Source organism: Hydrogenophaga sp., from assembly GCF_031426985.1.
GTDB lineage: Bacteria > Pseudomonadota > Gammaproteobacteria > Burkholderiales > Burkholderiaceae_C > Hydrogenophaga.
In genome coordinates this window covers 23,886-40,968 of the sequence record NZ_JASJOY010000186.1, presented here as the reverse complement: position 1 = coordinate 40,968, position 17,083 = coordinate 23,886, and the positions used below count along the sequence as shown (strand labels likewise).

Genomic DNA, 17,083 nt, shown 5'->3' with positions numbered 1-17,083 from the left:
CATAATCTTTTGTTGTTCCGTTTTCTCCACTCCCAACCCACCAAGAGGTTTCCATGACCGACCTGAACAAGCGTTCCCTGATCAAGCTGGCGGCCCTGACGGCCGTGGCCAGCGCGGCCCTGATCGGCTGCGGCAAGAAGGAAGAGCCGGCGCCCGCGCCCGCTCCGGCAGCCGCCCCGGCCGAAGCCCCCAAGGCCGAGCCGCTGAAGGTGGCGTTCGCCTACGTCGGCCCGGTGGGTGACGGCGGCTGGACCTTCGCCCACGACAACGGCCGCAAGGCGCTGGAAGCCGAGTTCGGCGACAAGATCGTCACCAGCTTCGTCGAGAACGTGCCCGAGAGCGCCGACGCCGAGCGCGTGCTGCGCGACCTGGCCGGCCAGGGCAACAAGATCATCTTCGGCACCACCTTCGGCTACATGGAACCCATGCTCAAGGTCGCGCCCGACTTCAAGGACGTGAAGTTCGAGCACGCCACCGGCTACAAGACGGCCGAGAACATGCGCACCTACGACAGCCGCACCTACGAAGGCGCCTACATGGCCGGCGTGATCGCCGGCGCCATGACCAAGACCAATACCCTGGGTGTGGTGGCTTCGATCCCAATCCCCGAAGTGATCCGCAACATCAACAGCTTCACGCTGGGCGCGCAGTCGGTGAACCCCAAGGCCAAGACCAAGGTGGTCTGGGTCAACGGCTGGTTCGACCCACCGAAGGAAACCGAAGCCGCGACCTCGCTGATCAACGGCGGCGCCGACGTGCTGATGCAGAACACCGATTCGTCGGCCGTGCTGCAGACCGCCGAGAAGATGGGCAAGCGCGCCTTCGGCTGGGACAGCGACATGACCGCCTACGGTCCCAAGGCCCACCTGGGTTCGGCCGTCATCAACTGGGGTCCGTACTACAAGAAGGCCGTCAAGGACGCGCTGGAAGGCACCTGGAGCACGGGCGGCGTGTGGTGGGGCCACAAGGAAGGCGCGATCGACATGGTCTCCATCGCCGAAGACGTGCCGGCCGAAACCAAGGCCAAGATCGACACCGTCAAGGCCGGTCTGAAGGACGGTTCCTTCTCGATCTGGACGGGCCCGATCCTGGGTCAGGACGGCAAGGAAGTGCTGGCCAAGGACGCCGTGGCGGACGACAAGTTCCTGGGCGGCATCAAGTTCTTCGTCAAGGGCGTGGAAGGCAAAGTGCCAAACTGATGGACTCCCCCCTGCGCCGCTTCGCTCGCCTTGCAGGCCGCAGCATGGGGCAGAGCCCATGCTTCTTCGGGCTGTCCAAACCTGCGCAGGCAGGTTCGGAGCCGCGGCCCTCAGCCCCCCGGTGGGGGGACCACACCAGTGGCCCGGCAAAGCCGGTTCCACGGTGTGTGCTGGCCTGAAGACACGCACGCCGGACCGACCCGCCGCTGCCTTGTGCAGCGGCGTTTTTCTTTGGAGAGCACATGATCGAATCACAACTCTGGCACCCGGTCATCGCGGGCATGCACCTGCGGGAGGCACCGGTTTCGATGTCGCTGCTGGGGCAGAACGTCGTCCTGTGGCGCGAGCATGGGCATGAGGGGCTGCCCGGTGCCGTGCACGCCTGGGCCGACCGCTGCCCGCACCGGGGCGCGAAGCTGTCGCTGGGGCGGGTGCTCACGCACCTGCACGGTGCGCGGCTGGAGTGCCCTTACCACGGCTGGCAGTTCGCGGGCGACGGCGCGGCGGCGCAGGGCCACCACGGCGCTCCGGTGGCCGTGGGGCGCTGCGTGCACGTGCCGGCGGCCCCCACCTTCGAGCCGCCCGCCGCGCATTGCGCCCAGGTGTTCGAGGCGCAAGAACGCCACGGCCTGGTCTGGGTGCGGCTGGAGCGGCCGGACCTCTCGCGTGTGCCGGCCGCGCTGGCGCAGCCACCGGCCTTCGAGCCCTGGGACGATCCGCTCTGGCGCCAGGTCGTTTGCGGCCCCTACACCGTGGAGACCAGCGCGCCGCGGCTGGTGGAGAACTTCCTGGACCTGAGCCACTTTGGCTTTGTGCACGAAGGCTGGCTGGGCGCGCGCAGCCACGCGCAGGTCGACACCGGCCGGGTGGAAGAGGGCGCCGACGGCGTGCACGCGCGCGAGTGCAAGGCCTGGCAACCCCAGGGTTATGCCGGCGCCGAGGCCGGCGGCTGGGTGGCCTACCGCTACGAAGTGCCGCACCCCTTCGCCGCCGTCCTGCGCAAGGACGCGGCCGATGCCGACCCGGTCAGCAACGCGATCGCGCTGTTCATCCGCCCCGACGGCCCCGAGGCCTGCACCGCCTGGTTCGCCATGGCCACGCTGGGCGACCTGAGCGACGACGAAGAACTGCGCGCCTTCCAGGACACGGTCTTCGGCCAGGACAAGCCCATCGTCGAATCACAAAGCCCCAAACGCCTGCCCATCGGGCGGGATGGCGCCATCCCGGAGGTGCACGGCCCGGCCGACCGCATGTCCAGCGCCTACCGCCGCTACCTGGCCCGCACCGGCATTGCTCTCGGTGTCTGCTGAAAGGAAAACCATGAACGCCATCGAACTCGCCCGCGCCATCCCCAAGGCCGAGCTGCACATCCACATCGAAGGTTCGCTCGAACCCGAACTGATCTTCCAGCTCGCGCAGCGCAACGGCGTGGCACTGGCCTACCCGAGTGTCGAGGCGCTGCGCGCGGCCTACGCCTTCACCGACCTGCAGAGCTTCCTGGACATCTACTACGCCGGTGCCAGCGTGCTGCTGCAGCCGCAGGACTTCCACGACATGGCCTGGGCCTACTTCCTGCGCGCCCAGGCCGACAACGTGATCCACACCGAGCTGTTTTTCGACCCCCAGACCCACACCGCGCGCGGCGTGCCCGTGGCCACGGTGATCGAAGGCCTGTCGGGCGCCTGCCAGCAGGCCGAAGCCGAGCTGGGCATCAGCTCGGCGCTGATCCTGTGCTTCCTGCGCCACCTGAGCGAAGAAGACGCCTTCGCCACGCTCGAAGCCGCGTTGCCGTACCGCGAACACTTCATCGGCGTGGGGCTTGATTCGAGCGAGCTGGGCCACCCGCCCGAGAAGTTCGAACGCGTGTTCGCGCGCTGCCGCGAACTGGGCCTGAAGCTGGTCGCCCACGCGGGCGAGGAAGGGCCGGCCGAGTACATGTGGCAGGCCATCGACCTGCTCAAGGTTCAGCGCATCGACCACGGCGTGGCCGCGCTGCAGGACCCGCTGCTCATGGCCGAGCTGGCCCACACCCGGCTGCCGCTGACGGTGTGCCCGCTGTCCAACCTCAAGCTCTGCGTGGTCAAAGACCTGCGCGACCATGGCCTGAAAACCCTGCTCGACGCCGGCCTGTGCGTGACCATCAACTCCGACGACCCGGCCTATTTCGGTGGCTACCTGAACACCAACTTCGAGCAGACCGTGGCGGCATTGAACCTCAGCCGCGACGACGTGGTCCAGCTCGCGCGCAACAGCTTCGAAGCCAGCTTCATCGGCGCCGAACGGCTCGCGGACTGCCTGGCCCAGGTGCGGGCGGTGGCCAGCGCCTGAGGTCTCCCCCGCCGCGCAGGCGACTGCGGGGGCCGCGTCGATGCCGGACAATCCGGGGTCGGATATCCGCTCCACGATCACGTTCCGAGGTCCTGTTTTGCCATTGCCCGCGCCCCAGCCCCGCCAGCCCATGCACACCCGCCGCGTCGAGTACCGCGGCTTCCAGCGCGACGACGGTCTGTGGGACATCGAAGGCGAGCTGCACGACAGCAAGCCGCACGCCTTCGAGATCGAAGGCGAAGGCGAATGGGCGCCGCACGAGGCCATCCACCACATGAGCATCCGCGTCACGGTGGACGAGGCCATGGTCATCCGCGAGGTGCAGGTGGCCATGGACGCGCACCCGCACGACCCCTGCCCGCAGGCCATGCCGCCCATGCAGGGCCTGGTGGGCGAGACCCTGGGCAAGGGCTGGCGCAAGACCATCGAACGCCACCTGGGCGGTACCGTGGGCTGCACCCACCTGCGCGAACTGCTGTTCAACCTGGCCACGGCCGCGTTCCAGACCCGTTCGGCCTCGTTCGCCCCGCCGCCCGACGGCCGCCCGCCCATGCACCTGGGCCAGTGCAAGGCCTGGGCCTTTGACGGCCCGGTGGTCGAGAAGGTCTACCCCATGTTCTTCCGCTGGCAACCGCCGGCGAAGGCCTGACCTCGGGCGCGCACCACCATGGCCATCGACATCAACAACGAGGTGGTGCTCACGGCGCCCGTGCCCTCGGCCACGGTCATCCTGCTGCGCGACGCGCCCGAGGGCCTGCAGGTGCTGCTGATGCGGCGCCACGTGGCGTCGGGCGTGCTGGGCGGTGTGCACGTGTTCCCTGGCGGCAAGCTGGACCCGGTCGACCGCGACCACCCATCGACCGGGGTGAGCCAGGCGCACGTGGCGGCCCTGGCCGAGCCGGCGCTGGACGCTGCCACCGCCGCCGCCCTCTACCTGGCCGCCGTGCGCGAAACCTGGGAAGAGTGCGGCCTGCGCCTGGACGTGGCCAGCCTCTGGCCCTGGTCGCGCTGGATCACGCCGCGCCAGCCCTCGGTGACCAACAAGCGCTTTGACACACGCTTCTTCGTCGCCGCCGCGCCCGCGGGGCAGGAGGCCCGGCACGACAACCACGAAGCGACCGAGGCCGTGTGGCTGACCCCGCGCGAGGGCCTGCAGCGCTACTGGGACGGCGCCATCGACCTGGCGCCGCCGCAGATCATGAGCCTGGCCCAGCTGGCGAAACTGAACGGCGTGGCGCAGGCGCTGGCGATGGCCCGCAACCGCCCGCCCGCGCTGATCGAGCCCGAACCCTTCGACGAAGACGGCCGCCGCGTCATCTGCTACCCCGGCGACCCGCGCCACAGCATCGCCCAGCCGGTGTGGGACGGCCCCACGCGCCTGACACACCGCAACCGCCGCTTCGAGCCCGAGGGCGGGCTGCTGGCGCTGCTGGGCTGACGCCCGGCGGGGCACCCATGAATGAAAAAAACGCGCCGGTCTGGCGCGTTTTTTTGTGGGGTGCAGGGTCGGCCGTCAGACCCGTTTCAGCACCCCGCGATCGGCCCTGTCATTGACAGACGAAGCTGCTCGCCACTTCCAGGCTGCCGCTGCCCTTGTAGCGCGCGACCTGGGGGTACGGGCACAGTGGGCGGGTGCGGTTGGCGGCCCAGGTGGCGGGCACATCGCTGTTCGCACCGCCCGCATTGCCGGCGCCGCGCGCGGTGGCCACCACCTCGGCCGGTGCCACGCCTCGCTCCACCCAGGCGACCAGCGAGGTCAGCAGGTCGAACTGGTCGGTGGCCGGGCCGCCCGAGCAGTGGCCCATGCCGGGCACGCGGTAGAAGCGTGCAAAGTCGGTGCCCGTGTCTTGCTCCACGCCCTTGTACCAGGCCTCGCTGTCGTTGACCGAGAAGATGGCGTCGCTGACACCGTGGTAGACCATGATCTTGCCGCCGCGCTCGCGCAGGCCTTGCATCCGGGTGGGCGTGGGTGGGGTCATGAAGGACATGGCCGACTCGGTGTAGGTCGCGTTGGTGGCGGTGATGCCGGCGTACAACGCGTCCAGATCGGTGGTGAGGGCAAAGTTCAAGGCGTCGAACGTGGCAGGGTCTTCCGGTGGGACCTTGAAGATGATCCCGGTGGCGCCCGCATCGAGGTTGAGCGAGGCAAAGAATTCCCAGAACGCAATACCCGATCCCACTGGGCTGCCGCCGCTGGCCACGCCCGCCTTGCCGGCGCCGAAGCCAGCGTCAAACGGAAAGCTGGAATAGATCAGGCTGCCGTTGCTGGTGGTGGTGCCGCTGAAGATCTTGGCGAGCACGGTTTTCTGATCTGCACTCAGGCAGGTACTGCCGTCGCGCGCGCCACTGCAGGTGGGAATGTCGGTGGCGGCATCGAAGGCGGTCTGGCAGGCCGCCACATCCTGCACGATGCCGTCGCTGGCGAGGTCCAGCGCATCGCACTTGGCCAGCACCTTGGTGGCCACCAGCTGGCGCTCGCTGTCGGTGAAGGCGGTGGCGAGGTCGATCTGGTTGGCGACAGGCGTTGTGGTGGCCAGCGTCTCGTACAGGCGCGCGCCGGCGAGGTTGGCGACTGCGGCCTTGGGTAGGTTGTAGCCGGGGGCTCCGGCCAGGATGCCGTCGTAGTCTGCAAAGTAGCGCGCGGCGGCCACCATGGCGTGGCGTCCGCCGTTGGAACAACCGGCAAAGTACGAGCGGTCCGGCGCTTTGCCGTAGGTGAGTGCAATGGCCTGTTTGGCCATGGGCGTGAGTTTGCCCACCGCCTGGTAGCCGTAGTCCAGACGGGCCTGTGGGTCGACACCGAAATTGGGGCCCAGGGCGCCGGCGTGACCGGCGTCAGAGCTCAGCACCGCAAAACCCTGCTGCAGTGCGTGGGTCAGCGGGCCACCACCGGTGGATCCAGTGGCCGTGAGCACCGAACCGTCGATCCCGCCATTGCCCTGGTGCAGGAAACGACCGTTCCAGTTCTTCGGCAGGCGGATCTCAAAACCGATGGCGTAGGTGTTGTTGTCCACCGCGCTGACGCGCTCGTGCATCTTGCCGGTCACGCGGCAGTGCTCGGCCACGGGCTGACCACCCACGGTCAGGGCGCCGGCCGCCACAGTTTCCGCCGCCGTGATCTGGGTGCTGGCCAGTCCGGCGAAGGTGGTGGTCAGGCTGGCGCAGTCGCCGCTGAACGGCGCGGCGGTTGCTGCGGCCAGCTGGGGGATGGGCTTGGCGGCGGCGGGCGTGTTCTCGCCGCCTCCGCAGGCCACCAACAGGGTGGCGACCGCCATGGCGGCGCTGCTGTGCGCCGGGTGTCGGGAACGTCGGGGCATGGTGTCTCCTCGGGAGGACAGGGGTTTCGTGGCCGCTGTTGGGCGGTGCTCTGATGGCAAAAGTAGTTTATTAAATTAACTAAATTGTGCGATCAGGGTAAATCCGAATGCTCTGCGGACCGCCCGCGCTCCAGAACTGGTGGTGGCACCGGTTTCATAATGGCCCGATGAAACACGTTGAGCCGACCACCACCAGCAAAGACAGCCAGACGCCCAGAGCACGACTGGACGAAGGAGCGCTGCGCCAGTTGCTGGGCTACCAGCTGGCGCAGGCCAGCATCGTGACGAACAGTGCGTTCAGCCACGAAACGGGCAAGCCGCTGGCTTTGGGGCAGGTGGAGTTCACTTTGCTTTATCTGATTAAGCAAAACACGTCGGTGACCGCGTCCCGTCTGGCGCGCGCCCTGGCGGTCAGCATGCCGGCGATCACGGTGTGGATGGCCAAGCTGGAACAGCGTGGCCTGGTGTCCCGTCAACGCAGTGCGACGGACAAACGCTCACAGCACTTCGGGGTCACCGACGAGGGGGCGGCACTGGTCACGCGCGCGATGACGGCGCTGCTGGAGGCCGATGCCCGCTTGCTGGCCCACCTGTCCCAGGCGGAGCGCGCCATGCTGCTGGAGTTGCTGCACAAGGTGGCCTTGCACCGTCCCTGAGCAGGGGCGAACCAACGGATGCTGCAAACCCGTTCGTGGCGCGCGGGGCTCAAGGGGTGCCCGGTTCCCCACAGGCAAACCGGTATTCGGTGCGCGCCCGGTACGGCTGCCCGACCGCGACCCGGTTGAGCGCAAACGCCGGGCAGTGCATCGCGTTGGGGTACTGCTGCGGTTCTAGGCACAGGCCGGCGCGCGGGCGGTGCTCCACGCCGCCCTTGCCGATGTCCGGCGTGGCGCCCGTGCCCAACGCGCCGGCGGTGTAGACCTGCAACACCGGTTCGGTGGTCCAGACGGCCAGCGTTCGGCCGCTGCCCGGGCTGTGGGTCTGGGCCACGTGGCGCAGGGCGCCGGCACTGTCGCTGCCGGGTTCGTAGGCGTGGTCGATGTCGAGCAGATCGCCCAGCCGGCGGCCCTGGCGCAGGTCCAGCGCATGGCCGTCCAGCGCCGTGCGTTCGCCGGTGGCCACGTTGTCGTCGTCGGCGGCGAGCAGTTGGTCGGCGAACACCTGCAGGTGGTGGTCGTCGATGGGGATGTGGCCCGGTCCGTCGAGGTTGAAGAAGATGTGCGGCGTGAAGCTGGCGGGCGAGGGCGGGCTGACGTTGCAGACCGCGACGGCTTCGTGCTCAACCACCAGGGTGTGGCCGTCGGTGAGGCGGTAGCTGAGGGTCAGGTCGATGGTGCCGGGGTGACCGTCCACCGAAGGCTCGAAACGCAGGCGCAGCGTGAGCGCATCGGGTGTGCTCTGGTGGGCCGAGAACACGCGGTGGCGCGAACCGTTCGGGCCGCCGTGGATGGTGTGAGGCCCCGCGTTCGCGTCGAGCAGGTAGTCCGTGCCGTCCAGCGTGTAGCGCGCCTGCCCGATGCGCCCGGCGTAGCGTCCGATGAAGGCGCCCATGGACGGCGCGCCGGCCTGCAGCGCGGCCAGGCTGTGATAGCCCAGGGCCACATCGCCCAGGGCGCCGTCGCGGTCGGGCACCAGGATCTGCAGGACTTTTGCGCCGAGGTTGCAGACGGCCACCTCCATGCCGCAGGCGTGGCGCAGGCGGAACAGGGCGACGGGTTCGCCGCCGACTTCGCCGAAGAAGCGCGCGGGGTCGAGGCGCGTGACCATCGCTGCTCGAACCTCAGACCCGCTGGCCGACTTCAGTGCGCGCGCGCGTCCACGCCCGCGCCTGCTCGCTCAGCGACAGGCCCAGGCCCGGTCGCGTGGGCACCTGCATGCGGCCGTTGGCGATTGCTATGCGCTCGTTGAACAGCGGCTCCAGCCACTCGAAGTGTTCGACCCAGGGCTCGGTCGGGTAGGCCGCGGCCAGGTGCACGTGCAGTTCCATCGCGAAGTGCGGCGCCAGCATCAGGCCGGCGTGGTGCGCCAGGCCCGTGATCTTGAGGAAGGGCGTGATGCCGCCCACGCGCGGGCCGTCGGGCATCAGGTAGTCGGCCGCGCGGTGGCGGATCAGGTCCCCGTGTTCACCCGCGCTGGTCAACATCTCGCCGGTGGCGATCGGGGTGTCGAACTGCAGCGCCAGCGCCGCGTGGCCTTCGTGGTCGTAGGCGTCCAGCGGTTCCTCGATCCACACCAGGTTGAAGCCTTCGAGCGCGCGGCACATGCGCTGCGCGGTGGGGCGGTCCCACTGCTGGTTGGCGTCCACCATCAGCGGCACGCCGTCGCCCAGGTGCTCGCGCACCGCCTGCACGCGCTGCATGTCGATGCGGCCGTCGGGCTGGCCCACCTTGAGCTTGATGCCGCCGATGCCGCGCGCCACCGAGGCCGCGGCGTTCACCTTGAGCTGGTCGATCGGCGTATGCAGGAAACCCCCCGAGGTGTTGTAGCAGCGCACCGACTCGCGGTGCGCGCCCAGCAGCTTGGCCAGCGACAGGTTGGCGCGCCGCGCCTTCACATCCCACAGCGCCACGTCAAACGCGCCGATGGCCTGGGTGGCCAGGCCACTGCGCCCGGCCGAGGCGCCGGCCCAGCACAGCTTGTCCCACAGGCGCGCAATGTCGTTCGGGTCTTCGCCGATCAGGGCAGGCGCGATCTCCTGCGCGTGCGCGAACTGGCCCGGCCCGCCGGCGCGCTTGCTGTAGCTCAGGCCCAGACCCTCATGGCCTTGTTCGGTCTGCAGTTCGACGAACAGCATCGCGATTTCGGTCATGGGCTTCTGGCGCCCGGTCAGCACCTTGGCGTCGCTGATGGGGGTGGCCAGCGGCAGGGTGCACGAAGAGATGCGCATCCAGGCGATGCGGTCGGCGGGCGTGCTCATGTGCGGCGGTGCTCCGGGCTCACTGGGGCTTGATGCCGGCGGTCTTGATCACCTTGACCCATCGCTGCAGTTCGCTGGCCACGAAGTCCGTATAGGGCTTGTAGCCCTGCACCGGCACCACGAAACCGTTGCCCTCCATCTTCTGCTTGATGGCGGGCGAGGACATCACTTCTTTGAACGCCGCTTCGAGCTTGGCCACGATGGGCGCTGGCGTGCCCTTGGGCACCGACATGCCCGACCAGCTCAGCGCCTCAAAACCCGGGTAGCCGGACTCGGCGACGGTGGGTACGTCGGGGTAGAGGCTGTTGCGCTGCAGGCTGGAGACCGCCAGCGGGCGCAGCTTGCCGGCCTTGATGTGGGGCAGGGCCACGTCCTGGTTGATGAACATCATCGGGATCTCGTTGCCCAGCAACGCGGTCATCATGGGGCCGCCGCCGCGGTAGGGGATGCCGGTCATGAAGATGCCGGCGGTCTGTTTGAACAGCTCCATCGCCATGTGGCCCGAGGCCGCGTGGGTGTAGCCGTAGTCGAGCTTGCCCGGGTTGGCCTTGGCGGCCTTCACCAGATCGGCCAGGGTCTTGTAGGGCTGGCTGGCGTTGACCACCAGCACGTTGGGGCCGCTGTGCACGTGGCTGATGTGGATGAAGTCCTTGATCGAGTCGTACTTGAGGTTGGGGTCCAGGCCGTGGGCCACAGCGTTCTGGCCCACACCGGTCTGGATGATGGTGTAGCCGTCGGGCGCGGCCTTGGACCCGCGCTCGGTGCCGATCACGCCACCGGCGCCGCCCACGTTCTCGATCACCACCGGCTGGCCCAGGATCTTGGCCAGCGGATCGGCCACCATGCGGCCCATCACGTCGGAGGTGCCACCGGGCGGGAAGGCCACGATGATCTTGATCGGCTTGCTGGGGTAGTCGCTCTGCGCGAAGGCGCCCAACGGCAGGGCAGCGAGGGCGGACGAGGCGATCAGGTGTCGGCGTTGGATCATGGTGATGTCTCCGGGGTGGATGGAAAGGAACCGGTCGAAGGGCCGGCTTTGGGGAACGCGGTACTTTTTTCAGGTGGTCGAAGCGCGAGGTTTCAGCGCGAAGTGGCCCCAGTCAGGGACACCGAGGAACCGGCTTTGCCGGGCCTCTGGTGTCGTCCCCCTCCCGCCGCAGGCGAGAGAGGGGGAAGCCGCGAAGCGGCGCAGGGGGTGCTTCATGTGATCGGCGCGGGGTTGAAGAGGACGAGGTCGTTGTGCAGGCCCCACTTTTCGGCCCAGGTCTTCTCACCGCTGGCCACGGCCAGCATGCGGTGGAACAGTTCCCAGCCCAGTTCGTCGATGGTGGCCTCGCCGCTGGCGATGCGGCCGGCGTTGACGTCCATCAGGTCGTGCCAGCGGCGTGCCAGGTCGTTGCGCGTGGCCACCTTGATCACCGGGCATTCGGCCAGGCCATACGGCGTGCCGCGGCCGGTGGTGAAGACGTGCAGGGTCATGCCGGCGGCCAGCTGCAGCGTGCCGCAGATGAAGTCGCTGGCGGGCGTGGCCGCGAAGATCAGGCCCTTGCGGTTCACCTTCTCGCCGGGCCCGATCACGCCGTGGATCGGGCCGTTGCCGCTTTTGACGATGGAGCCCATGGCCTTTTCGGCGATGTTGGACAGGCCGCCCTTCTTGTTGCCGGGCGTGGTGTTGGCGCTGCGGTCGGCCTGGCCGCGCGCGAGGTAGGCGTCGTACCAGCCCAGTTCGCGCACGATGGCGTCGGCCACGGCCTGCGTCGCGGCGCGGCGGGTGAGCTGGTCCACCGCGTCGCGCACCTCGGTGTTCTCGCTGAACATGACCGTTGCACCCGCGCGCACCAGCAGGTCGGTCGCAAAGCCCACGGCCGGATTGGCGGTCACGCCCGAGAAGGCGTCGCTGCCGCCGCACTGCACACCCACCACCAGTTCGCTCACCGGGCAGGTGGTGCGCTGGCGGCGGTTCAGGCGCTCCAGATGGGTCTTGGCCTGCGTGAGGATCGAATCGATCATCGACATGAAGCCCACATGCTTCTCGTCCTGCAGCACGACCACGTCCGGACCCTGGCGCTGATCCGAGATCGGGATCGAGCCCGGTGGCAGCAGCCGCTCGGGTTGCAGCTTCTCGCAGCCCAGGCTGAGCACCATCACCTCGCCGCCGAAGTTGGGGTTGCTCGCGAGGTTGCGCACCGTGCGGATGGGGATGATGGCGTCGGGCGCGTCGATGGCCACGCCGCAGCCGTAGCTGTGCGTCAGGCCCACCACACCGTCCACGTTGGGGTAGTGCGGCAGCAGGTCCTTTTTGATGCGCTCGACGGCGAATTCGAGCACCCCGGCCACGCACTGCACTGTGGTCGTCACGGCCAGCAGGTTGCGCGTGCCCACGCTGCCGTCGGCGTTGCGGTAGCCCTGGAAGCTGTGGCCTTCCAGCGGTGGCAGATCGGCCGGCGGTTGCGGCGCGGGCAGGCCCTGCAGCGAGCGCGCCTCGGGCATCACCAGCCGCTGTTCGTTGACCCAGCCGCCGGCGGGAATGTCCACCGCCGTGTGGCCGATGACCACGTTGTAGCGCCGCACAACGGTGCCGGCGGGCAGGTCGGCGAGCGCGACCTTGTGGCCCTGCGGCACGGTCTGCACCAGCGTGGGGCCGCCGGGCAGGGCGGTGCCGGCGGGCAGGCCGCCGTCGTTGACCACCACCGCCACGTTGTCGTCGGGGTGGATGCGGATGGTGCGGGGGGTGTCGGGGGCGTTCATCGGGGAAGTGCCTTGTCGAAAACGATAGGGTTCAGACCGCGCGGGCGGGCAGGGGTTCACCCGCCAGACCGGCGTGCAGGTTGGCCAGCACCAGGTCGGCCATGGCCTGGCGCGTGTCGTGGGTGCCGCTGGCCATGTGCGGCGCCAGCACCACGTTGTCCATGGCCAGCAGCGCGGCGGGCACGCGCGGTTCGTCGTCGAACACGTCCAGCGCCGCGCCACCCAGCGCGCCGCTGTGCAGGCAGGCAATCAGCGCGGCTTCGTCCACCACGCTGCCGCGCGCCACGTTGACCAGCAGGCCCTGGGGGCCGAGCGCGCGCAGCACCTCGGCGTTGACCAGGTGCCGCGTGCCGGCGCCGCCGGCCACGGTGAGCACCAGGAAGTCGGCCCACTGTGCGAGAGCCAGCAGCGACGGTTCGTGGCGCAAAGCCACGCCGTCCACCGCGCGGCGGTTGTTGTAGGCGATGTCCATGTCGAAACCGGCCGCGCGCCGCGCCACGGCCTGGCCGATGCGGCCCAGGCCGACGATGCCCATCCGCTTGCCGCTCACACGCGTGGTCACGGGGTAGCGGCCCTTGAGCCAGTCGCCGCGCCGCACGAAGCGGTCGGCCGCGGCGATGCGGCGCGCGCCGTCGAGCAGCAGGCCCATGGCCAGGTCGGCCACGCAGTCGTTCAGTACATCGGGCGTGTGGCCCACGGGCAGATCCTGGGCGCGGCAGGCGTCCAGCGGCAGCTGGTCCAGGCCGACGCCGAAGGACGAGACCACCTTCAAGGCGGGCAGCTGGGGCAACCAGGCCGCCGGCACACCGGCCGGCGCCGAGGTCACCACCGCCATGATGCGCGCCGCAGCGGCCATGTCGGCCAGTGGGGCGGCGGCGGTGGTCGCCTGGGCGGTCAGCACCTCGTGCTGCTCGCGCAGCGTGGCTTCCAGCGCCGGCATCAGCGGACCGATCTGCAGCAGGGTGGTTCTTTTCATCACTTCAGTCGTTCATGCCGTTGACGCCACCTGCCCCGCGAGACATTCCCAGCCAAGGATGCCGCCGATCGGGCTCCGCCCGTCGGCAGGCATCGCCCCCTGGGGGGTGACGCGAAGCGGCGTGGGGGGGATCGTCATCGGACCAGACACGGTCGCTTGTTGTCGAAGGTCCAGCCCGGGATCAGGTACTGCATGGCCATCGCGTCGTCGCGCGCGCCCAGGCCGTGCTGCAGGTACAGCTGGTGGGCCTTCTCGACCTCGGCCAGGTCGATCTCGATGCCCAGGCCGGGCTTCTTCGGCACCTGCACGTAGCCGCCTTCTATCTTCAGCGGGTCTTTGGTCAGGCGCTGACCGTCCTGCCAGATCCAGTGCGTGTCGATGGCGGTGACCTTGCCCGGCGCGGCCGCGCCCACGTGGGTGAACATGGCCAGCGAGATGTCGAAGTGGTTGTTGGAGTGCGAACCCCAGGTCAGGCCCCAGTCGCGGCAGGTCTGCGCCACGCGCACGCTGCCGGCCATGGTCCAGAAGTGCGGGTCGGCCAGCGGAATGTCCACGCTTTGCAGCGCCAGCGAATGCGCCAGCTGCCGCCAGTCGGTGGCGACCATGTTGGTCGCGGTGGGCAGGCCGGTGGCGCGGCGGAACTCGGCCATCACCTCGCGGCCGCTGAAGCCCTCTTCGGCGCCGCACGGGTCTTCGGCGTAGGCCACGATGCCGCGCATTTTTTCGCCCAGGCGGATCGCGTCTTTCAAGAGCCAGCCGCCGTTCGGGTCCAGCGTCACGCGGGCCTCGGGGAAGCGCTGGTGCAGCGCGGTCACGGCCTCGACTTCGGCGTCACCGGCGAGCACGCCGCCCTTGAGCTTGAAGTCCTGGAAGCCGTAGCGCTTTTGAGCCGCCTCGGCCAGGCGCACCACGGCCTCGGGCGTCATGGCCGCCTCGTGGCGCAGGCGGCACCAGTCGTCGGCGTTGTCCGGCTCGCTCGCGTAGGGCAGGTCGGTCTTGTTGCGGTCGCCGACGAAGAACAAATAGCCCAGCATCTGCACCGCGTCGCGCTGCTGGCCTTCGCCCAGCAGGGCCGCGACCGGCACGCCCAGGTGTTGTCCCTGCAGGTCCAGCAGGGCCGATTCGACGGCGGTGACGGCGTGGATGGTGGTGCGCAGGTCGAAGGTCTGCAGGCCACGCCCGCCGCTGTCGCGGTCGGCGAACTGCGTGCGCATGGCGTTCAGGATCGCCTGCAGGTTGCCGACGGTCTGGCCTTCGACCAGCGGCCGTGCGTCTTCCAGCGTCTGGCGGATCTTCTCGCCGCCGGGCACCTCGCCCAGGCCGGTGTGGCCCGCGCTGTCGGTGACGATGACGATGTTGCGCGTGAAAAAGGGCGCGTGCGCGCCCGAGAGGTTGAGCAGCATGCCGTCGCGCCCCGCCACGGGAACGACACGCATGGACGAAACGACAGGGGCAGAGGAAGCGGTCATGTCAAGAGAGCAAAACGGTGGAGCGAGGGGGATCTTTCCAGCGGCTGCCGTGGAACCGGCTTTGCCGGGCCACAGGCAGCGCCCCCTTGAGGGGGGCACGGCCCCTTAGGGCCGTGGCGGGGGTGGGCCAATCAATCCGCTTTGATGCCGCGGCTGGTGATCAGCTTCTGCCAGCGGGCGAACTCGCTGGCCTGGAAGGCCGCGAACTGCTCGGGCGTGTTGAGCACCACCTCGAAGCCCACTTCCAGCAGCTTGGACGAGACGGTCGGGTCGCTGATGGACGCGACGATGGCGTCGTGCACGCGCTTCTTGATGTCGGCCGGCAGGCCCTTGGGCGCGGCCACGGCCTGCCAGGACTGCACACCCGCGTTCTTCACACCGGCTTCTTCCAGTGTGGGCACATCGGCCAGCAGGGGCGAGCGCTTGCCGCTGGTGATGGCCAGCGCGCGCAGCTTGCCGGCCTTGAGCTGCGGCATGGCGGTGTTGATGTTCATGAACGAGGCATCGACCTGGTTGCCCAGCAGGTCGTTCATCACCGGGCCGCCGCCCTTGTAGGGCACGTGCACGCCGCTGGTGCCGGTCTGCTGCCAGAACAGCTCGGCCGTGAGGTGGTCGGAGCTGCCGTTGCCCGACGAGGCGAAGGTCATCTTGCCGGGGTTGGCTTTCTCGTAGGCGATCACGTCGGCCAGCGACTTGTGGGCCGACACGGCGGGCACCACCAGCACGTTGGGCGCCTGCACCACCACGGTGATCGGGTCGAAGTCCTTGAGCGCGTCGTACTGCACCTTGAAGAGGTGCGGCGCGATCACGAAGGGGCCGAGCGAGGACACGAACAGCGTGTGGCCATCGGCGGGCGCGCGGGCCACGAAGGTGGCGCCGATGGTGCCGGTGGCGCCGGCCTTGTTCTCCACCAGGATGTTGGCTCCGCCCAGCTTTTCACCCATCTTGCTGGACAGGATGCGCGCGATCTGGTCGGTGGAGCCGCCGGGCGGGAAGGGCACGACCAGGGTGATGGGCTTGTCGGGCCAGGCGAAGGCGCTGAGGCTGGTGGTCGCGGCGACGAGCAGGGTGATCAGGGATTTGTTCATGGCGTGGGTCTCCGGGGGGTTATTGCAGGGTGATCTTTTCTTCGCGCACGATCTGCGCCATTTCGGGCAGTTCGGCCTTGATCCAGGCGGCGAATTCAGCGCTGCTCATCTTGGAAGGCTCCAGGCCCAGCGACTGCAGCTTTTCTTTCACATCGGGCAGGGCGGTGATGCGCTGCACCTCGGCGTGCACCAGGTCCACCACGGCCTTGGGCGTGCCGGCCGGCGCCAGCAGGCCCTGCCAGCTGCCGGTCAGGAAGTTGGGCGAAGTCTCGGCCACGGCGGGGGTGTCGGGCAGCTCGCTCCAGCGCTTGGCCGAGGACACGGCCAGCAGCTTGAGCTTGCCGGCCTTGACGTGCGGGTAGGTGGCGACCATGCCGTTGAAGGTCACGTCCATGTGGCCACCCACCAGGTCGGTCATGGCCTGGGCGCCGCCCTTGTAGGGCACCACGTTCCACTGGATGCCGTTGCGGCGCGCGAACTGCACACCCGCCATGTGGGTGGCGCTGCCCATGCCGGCGGCGGCCGCGAAGTTCAGCTTGCCGGGGTTGGCCTTGGCGTACTGGATGAACTCACCGATGGTGTTGGCCGGCACCTTGCTGCTGACCACCAGCAGGTGGGGCGAGTAGCCGACCATGGCCACCGGCACGAAGTCTTTCTGCACGTCGAACGGCAGCTTGTACAGCGCCGGGCTGATGGTGAGGTTGCCCACGTCCATCAGGACAAAGGTGTAGCCATCGGCGGGCGACTTGGCCACGAAGTCGGCGCCGATGTTGCCGGCGTTGCCGGCCTTGTTCTCGACCACCACCGACTGGCCCAGTTTCTCGCTCATCTTCTGGCCCACCAGGCGGGCCAGCACGTCGGAGGTGCCGCTGGCCGGGAAGGGCACGACGATGCGGATGGGTTTGCTGGGGTAGGCCTGGGCCTGGGCCTGGGTGCTGCCCAGGGCGAGGGTGGCGGCCGCAGCGGCGGCCAGCACGAAAGTGCGTTTTTGCATGGTGTTTCTCAACTTTGTGGGTGGTGTGGGGGGATTCAGCTCAGGGC

At 68.9% G+C, this 17,083-nt stretch carries 15 protein-coding genes; 6 read left to right on the top strand and 9 right to left on the bottom strand.

Annotated elements, in window-relative coordinates:
• Window positions 1-53 precede the first annotated feature (53 nt).
• The 5 genes from RMP09_RS19720 to RMP09_RS19700 all read left to right on the top strand — a co-directional run bounded on the left by RMP09_RS19720 (window position 54) and on the right by RMP09_RS19700 (window position 4,965).
• Complete coding sequence (locus RMP09_RS19720) at window positions 54-1,199, top strand: BMP family ABC transporter substrate-binding protein (protein WP_310567668.1); 1,146 nt, start codon at window positions 54-56, stop codon at window positions 1,197-1,199.
• A 242-nt stretch (window positions 1,200-1,441) separates the two neighbouring features.
• Window positions 1,442-2,509 (top strand): aromatic ring-hydroxylating dioxygenase subunit alpha, encoded by a 1,068-nt coding sequence (locus RMP09_RS19715; RefSeq protein WP_310567667.1) that lies wholly within the window; start codon window positions 1,442-1,444, stop codon window positions 2,507-2,509.
• A gap of 10 nt (window positions 2,510-2,519) precedes the next feature.
• Entirely contained in the window at window positions 2,520-3,527 is a 1,008-nt protein-coding gene (locus tag RMP09_RS19710) for an adenosine deaminase (RefSeq protein WP_310567666.1), read from the top strand.
• A 130-nt stretch (window positions 3,528-3,657) separates the two neighbouring features.
• Entirely contained in the window at window positions 3,658-4,176 is a 519-nt protein-coding gene (locus tag RMP09_RS19705) for a DUF2889 domain-containing protein (protein ID WP_310567665.1), read from the top strand.
• Between the two features lie 18 nt (window positions 4,177-4,194).
• Window positions 4,195-4,965, top strand: coding sequence for an NUDIX hydrolase (locus RMP09_RS19700; RefSeq protein WP_310567664.1), 771 nt, complete (start codon window positions 4,195-4,197; stop codon window positions 4,963-4,965).
• Window positions 4,966-5,074: 109 nt separating this feature from the next.
• On the opposite strand, the gene RMP09_RS19695 is transcribed toward RMP09_RS19700, so the two are convergent.
• Window positions 5,075-6,844 carry a tannase/feruloyl esterase family alpha/beta hydrolase gene (locus tag RMP09_RS19695; RefSeq protein WP_310567663.1) on the bottom strand — a complete coding sequence of 590 codons (1,770 nt, stop codon included), beginning with the start codon at window positions 6,842-6,844 and terminating at the stop codon, window positions 5,075-5,077.
• A 167-nt stretch (window positions 6,845-7,011) separates the two neighbouring features.
• Here RMP09_RS19695 and RMP09_RS19690 point away from each other — a divergent pair, with 167 nt between their 5' ends.
• Window positions 7,012-7,500 carry a MarR family transcriptional regulator gene (locus RMP09_RS19690; protein ID WP_310567662.1) on the top strand — a complete coding sequence of 163 codons (489 nt, stop codon included), beginning with the start codon at window positions 7,012-7,014 and terminating at the stop codon, window positions 7,498-7,500.
• 49 nt (window positions 7,501-7,549) lie between these two features.
• Here RMP09_RS19690 and RMP09_RS19685 read toward each other — a convergent pair whose 3' ends face one another.
• The 8 genes from RMP09_RS19685 to RMP09_RS19650 all read right to left on the bottom strand — a co-directional run bounded on the left by RMP09_RS19685 (window position 7,550) and on the right by RMP09_RS19650 (window position 17,036).
• Window positions 7,550-8,611: an aldose epimerase family protein gene (locus RMP09_RS19685; protein ID WP_310567661.1), complete on the bottom strand. Its 1,062-nt coding sequence runs from the start codon at window positions 8,609-8,611 to the stop codon at window positions 7,550-7,552.
• Window positions 8,612-8,624: 13 nt separating this feature from the next.
• Window positions 8,625-9,761 carry an L-talarate/galactarate dehydratase gene (locus RMP09_RS19680; RefSeq protein WP_310567660.1) on the bottom strand — a complete coding sequence of 379 codons (1,137 nt, stop codon included), beginning with the start codon at window positions 9,759-9,761 and terminating at the stop codon, window positions 8,625-8,627.
• Between the two features lie 19 nt (window positions 9,762-9,780).
• Complete coding sequence (locus RMP09_RS19675) at window positions 9,781-10,749, bottom strand: tripartite tricarboxylate transporter substrate binding protein (protein WP_310567659.1); 969 nt, start codon at window positions 10,747-10,749, stop codon at window positions 9,781-9,783.
• Between the two features lie 212 nt (window positions 10,750-10,961).
• Window positions 10,962-12,509, bottom strand: coding sequence for a galactarate dehydratase (gene garD / locus RMP09_RS19670; RefSeq protein ID WP_310567658.1), 1,548 nt, complete (start codon window positions 12,507-12,509; stop codon window positions 10,962-10,964).
• Window positions 12,510-12,540: 31 nt separating this feature from the next.
• A complete protein-coding gene (locus tag RMP09_RS19665) occupies window positions 12,541-13,485 on the bottom strand; it encodes a 2-hydroxyacid dehydrogenase (protein WP_310567657.1) in 945 nt (314 codons plus the stop codon).
• Between the two features lie 134 nt (window positions 13,486-13,619).
• Window positions 13,620-14,954: a glucarate dehydratase gene (gene gudD / locus RMP09_RS19660; RefSeq protein WP_310567656.1), complete on the bottom strand. Its 1,335-nt coding sequence runs from the start codon at window positions 14,952-14,954 to the stop codon at window positions 13,620-13,622.
• A gap of 131 nt (window positions 14,955-15,085) precedes the next feature.
• Entirely contained in the window at window positions 15,086-16,042 is a 957-nt protein-coding gene (locus RMP09_RS19655; protein WP_310567655.1) for a tripartite tricarboxylate transporter substrate binding protein, read from the bottom strand.
• A gap of 19 nt (window positions 16,043-16,061) precedes the next feature.
• Window positions 16,062-17,036 (bottom strand): tripartite tricarboxylate transporter substrate binding protein, encoded by a 975-nt coding sequence (locus RMP09_RS19650; protein ID WP_310567654.1) that lies wholly within the window; start codon window positions 17,034-17,036, stop codon window positions 16,062-16,064.
• Window positions 17,037-17,083 lie beyond the last annotated feature (47 nt).

Excerpts from the sequence above, each read along its gene's own strand:
- RMP09_RS19720 (WP_310567668.1), top strand. The coding sequence starts at position 54 with ATGACCGACCTGAACAAGCGTTCCCTGATCAAGCTGGCGGCCCTGACG.
- RMP09_RS19715 (WP_310567667.1), top strand. The coding sequence starts at position 1,442 with ATGATCGAATCACAACTCTGGCACCCGGTCATCGCGGGCATGCACCTG.
- RMP09_RS19710 (WP_310567666.1), top strand. The coding sequence starts at position 2,520 with ATGAACGCCATCGAACTCGCCCGCGCCATCCCCAAGGCCGAGCTGCAC.
- RMP09_RS19705 (WP_310567665.1), top strand. The coding sequence starts at position 3,658 with ATGCACACCCGCCGCGTCGAGTACCGCGGCTTCCAGCGCGACGACGGT.
- RMP09_RS19700 (WP_310567664.1), top strand. The coding sequence starts at position 4,195 with ATGGCCATCGACATCAACAACGAGGTGGTGCTCACGGCGCCCGTGCCC.
- RMP09_RS19695 (WP_310567663.1), bottom strand. The coding sequence starts at position 6,844 with ATGCCCCGACGTTCCCGACACCCGGCGCACAGCAGCGCCGCCATGGCG.
- RMP09_RS19690 (WP_310567662.1), top strand. The coding sequence starts at position 7,012 with ATGAAACACGTTGAGCCGACCACCACCAGCAAAGACAGCCAGACGCCC.
- RMP09_RS19685 (WP_310567661.1), bottom strand. The coding sequence starts at position 8,611 with ATGGTCACGCGCCTCGACCCCGCGCGCTTCTTCGGCGAAGTCGGCGGC.
- RMP09_RS19680 (WP_310567660.1), bottom strand. The coding sequence starts at position 9,761 with ATGAGCACGCCCGCCGACCGCATCGCCTGGATGCGCATCTCTTCGTGC.
- RMP09_RS19675 (WP_310567659.1), bottom strand. The coding sequence starts at position 10,749 with ATGATCCAACGCCGACACCTGATCGCCTCGTCCGCCCTCGCTGCCCTG.
- garD (WP_310567658.1), bottom strand. The coding sequence starts at position 12,509 with ATGAACGCCCCCGACACCCCCCGCACCATCCGCATCCACCCCGACGAC.
- RMP09_RS19665 (WP_310567657.1), bottom strand. The coding sequence starts at position 13,485 with ATGAAAAGAACCACCCTGCTGCAGATCGGTCCGCTGATGCCGGCGCTG.
- gudD (WP_310567656.1), bottom strand. The coding sequence starts at position 14,954 with ATGACCGCTTCCTCTGCCCCTGTCGTTTCGTCCATGCGTGTCGTTCCC.
- RMP09_RS19655 (WP_310567655.1), bottom strand. The coding sequence starts at position 16,042 with ATGAACAAATCCCTGATCACCCTGCTCGTCGCCGCGACCACCAGCCTC.
- RMP09_RS19650 (WP_310567654.1), bottom strand. The coding sequence starts at position 17,036 with ATGCAAAAACGCACTTTCGTGCTGGCCGCCGCTGCGGCCGCCACCCTC.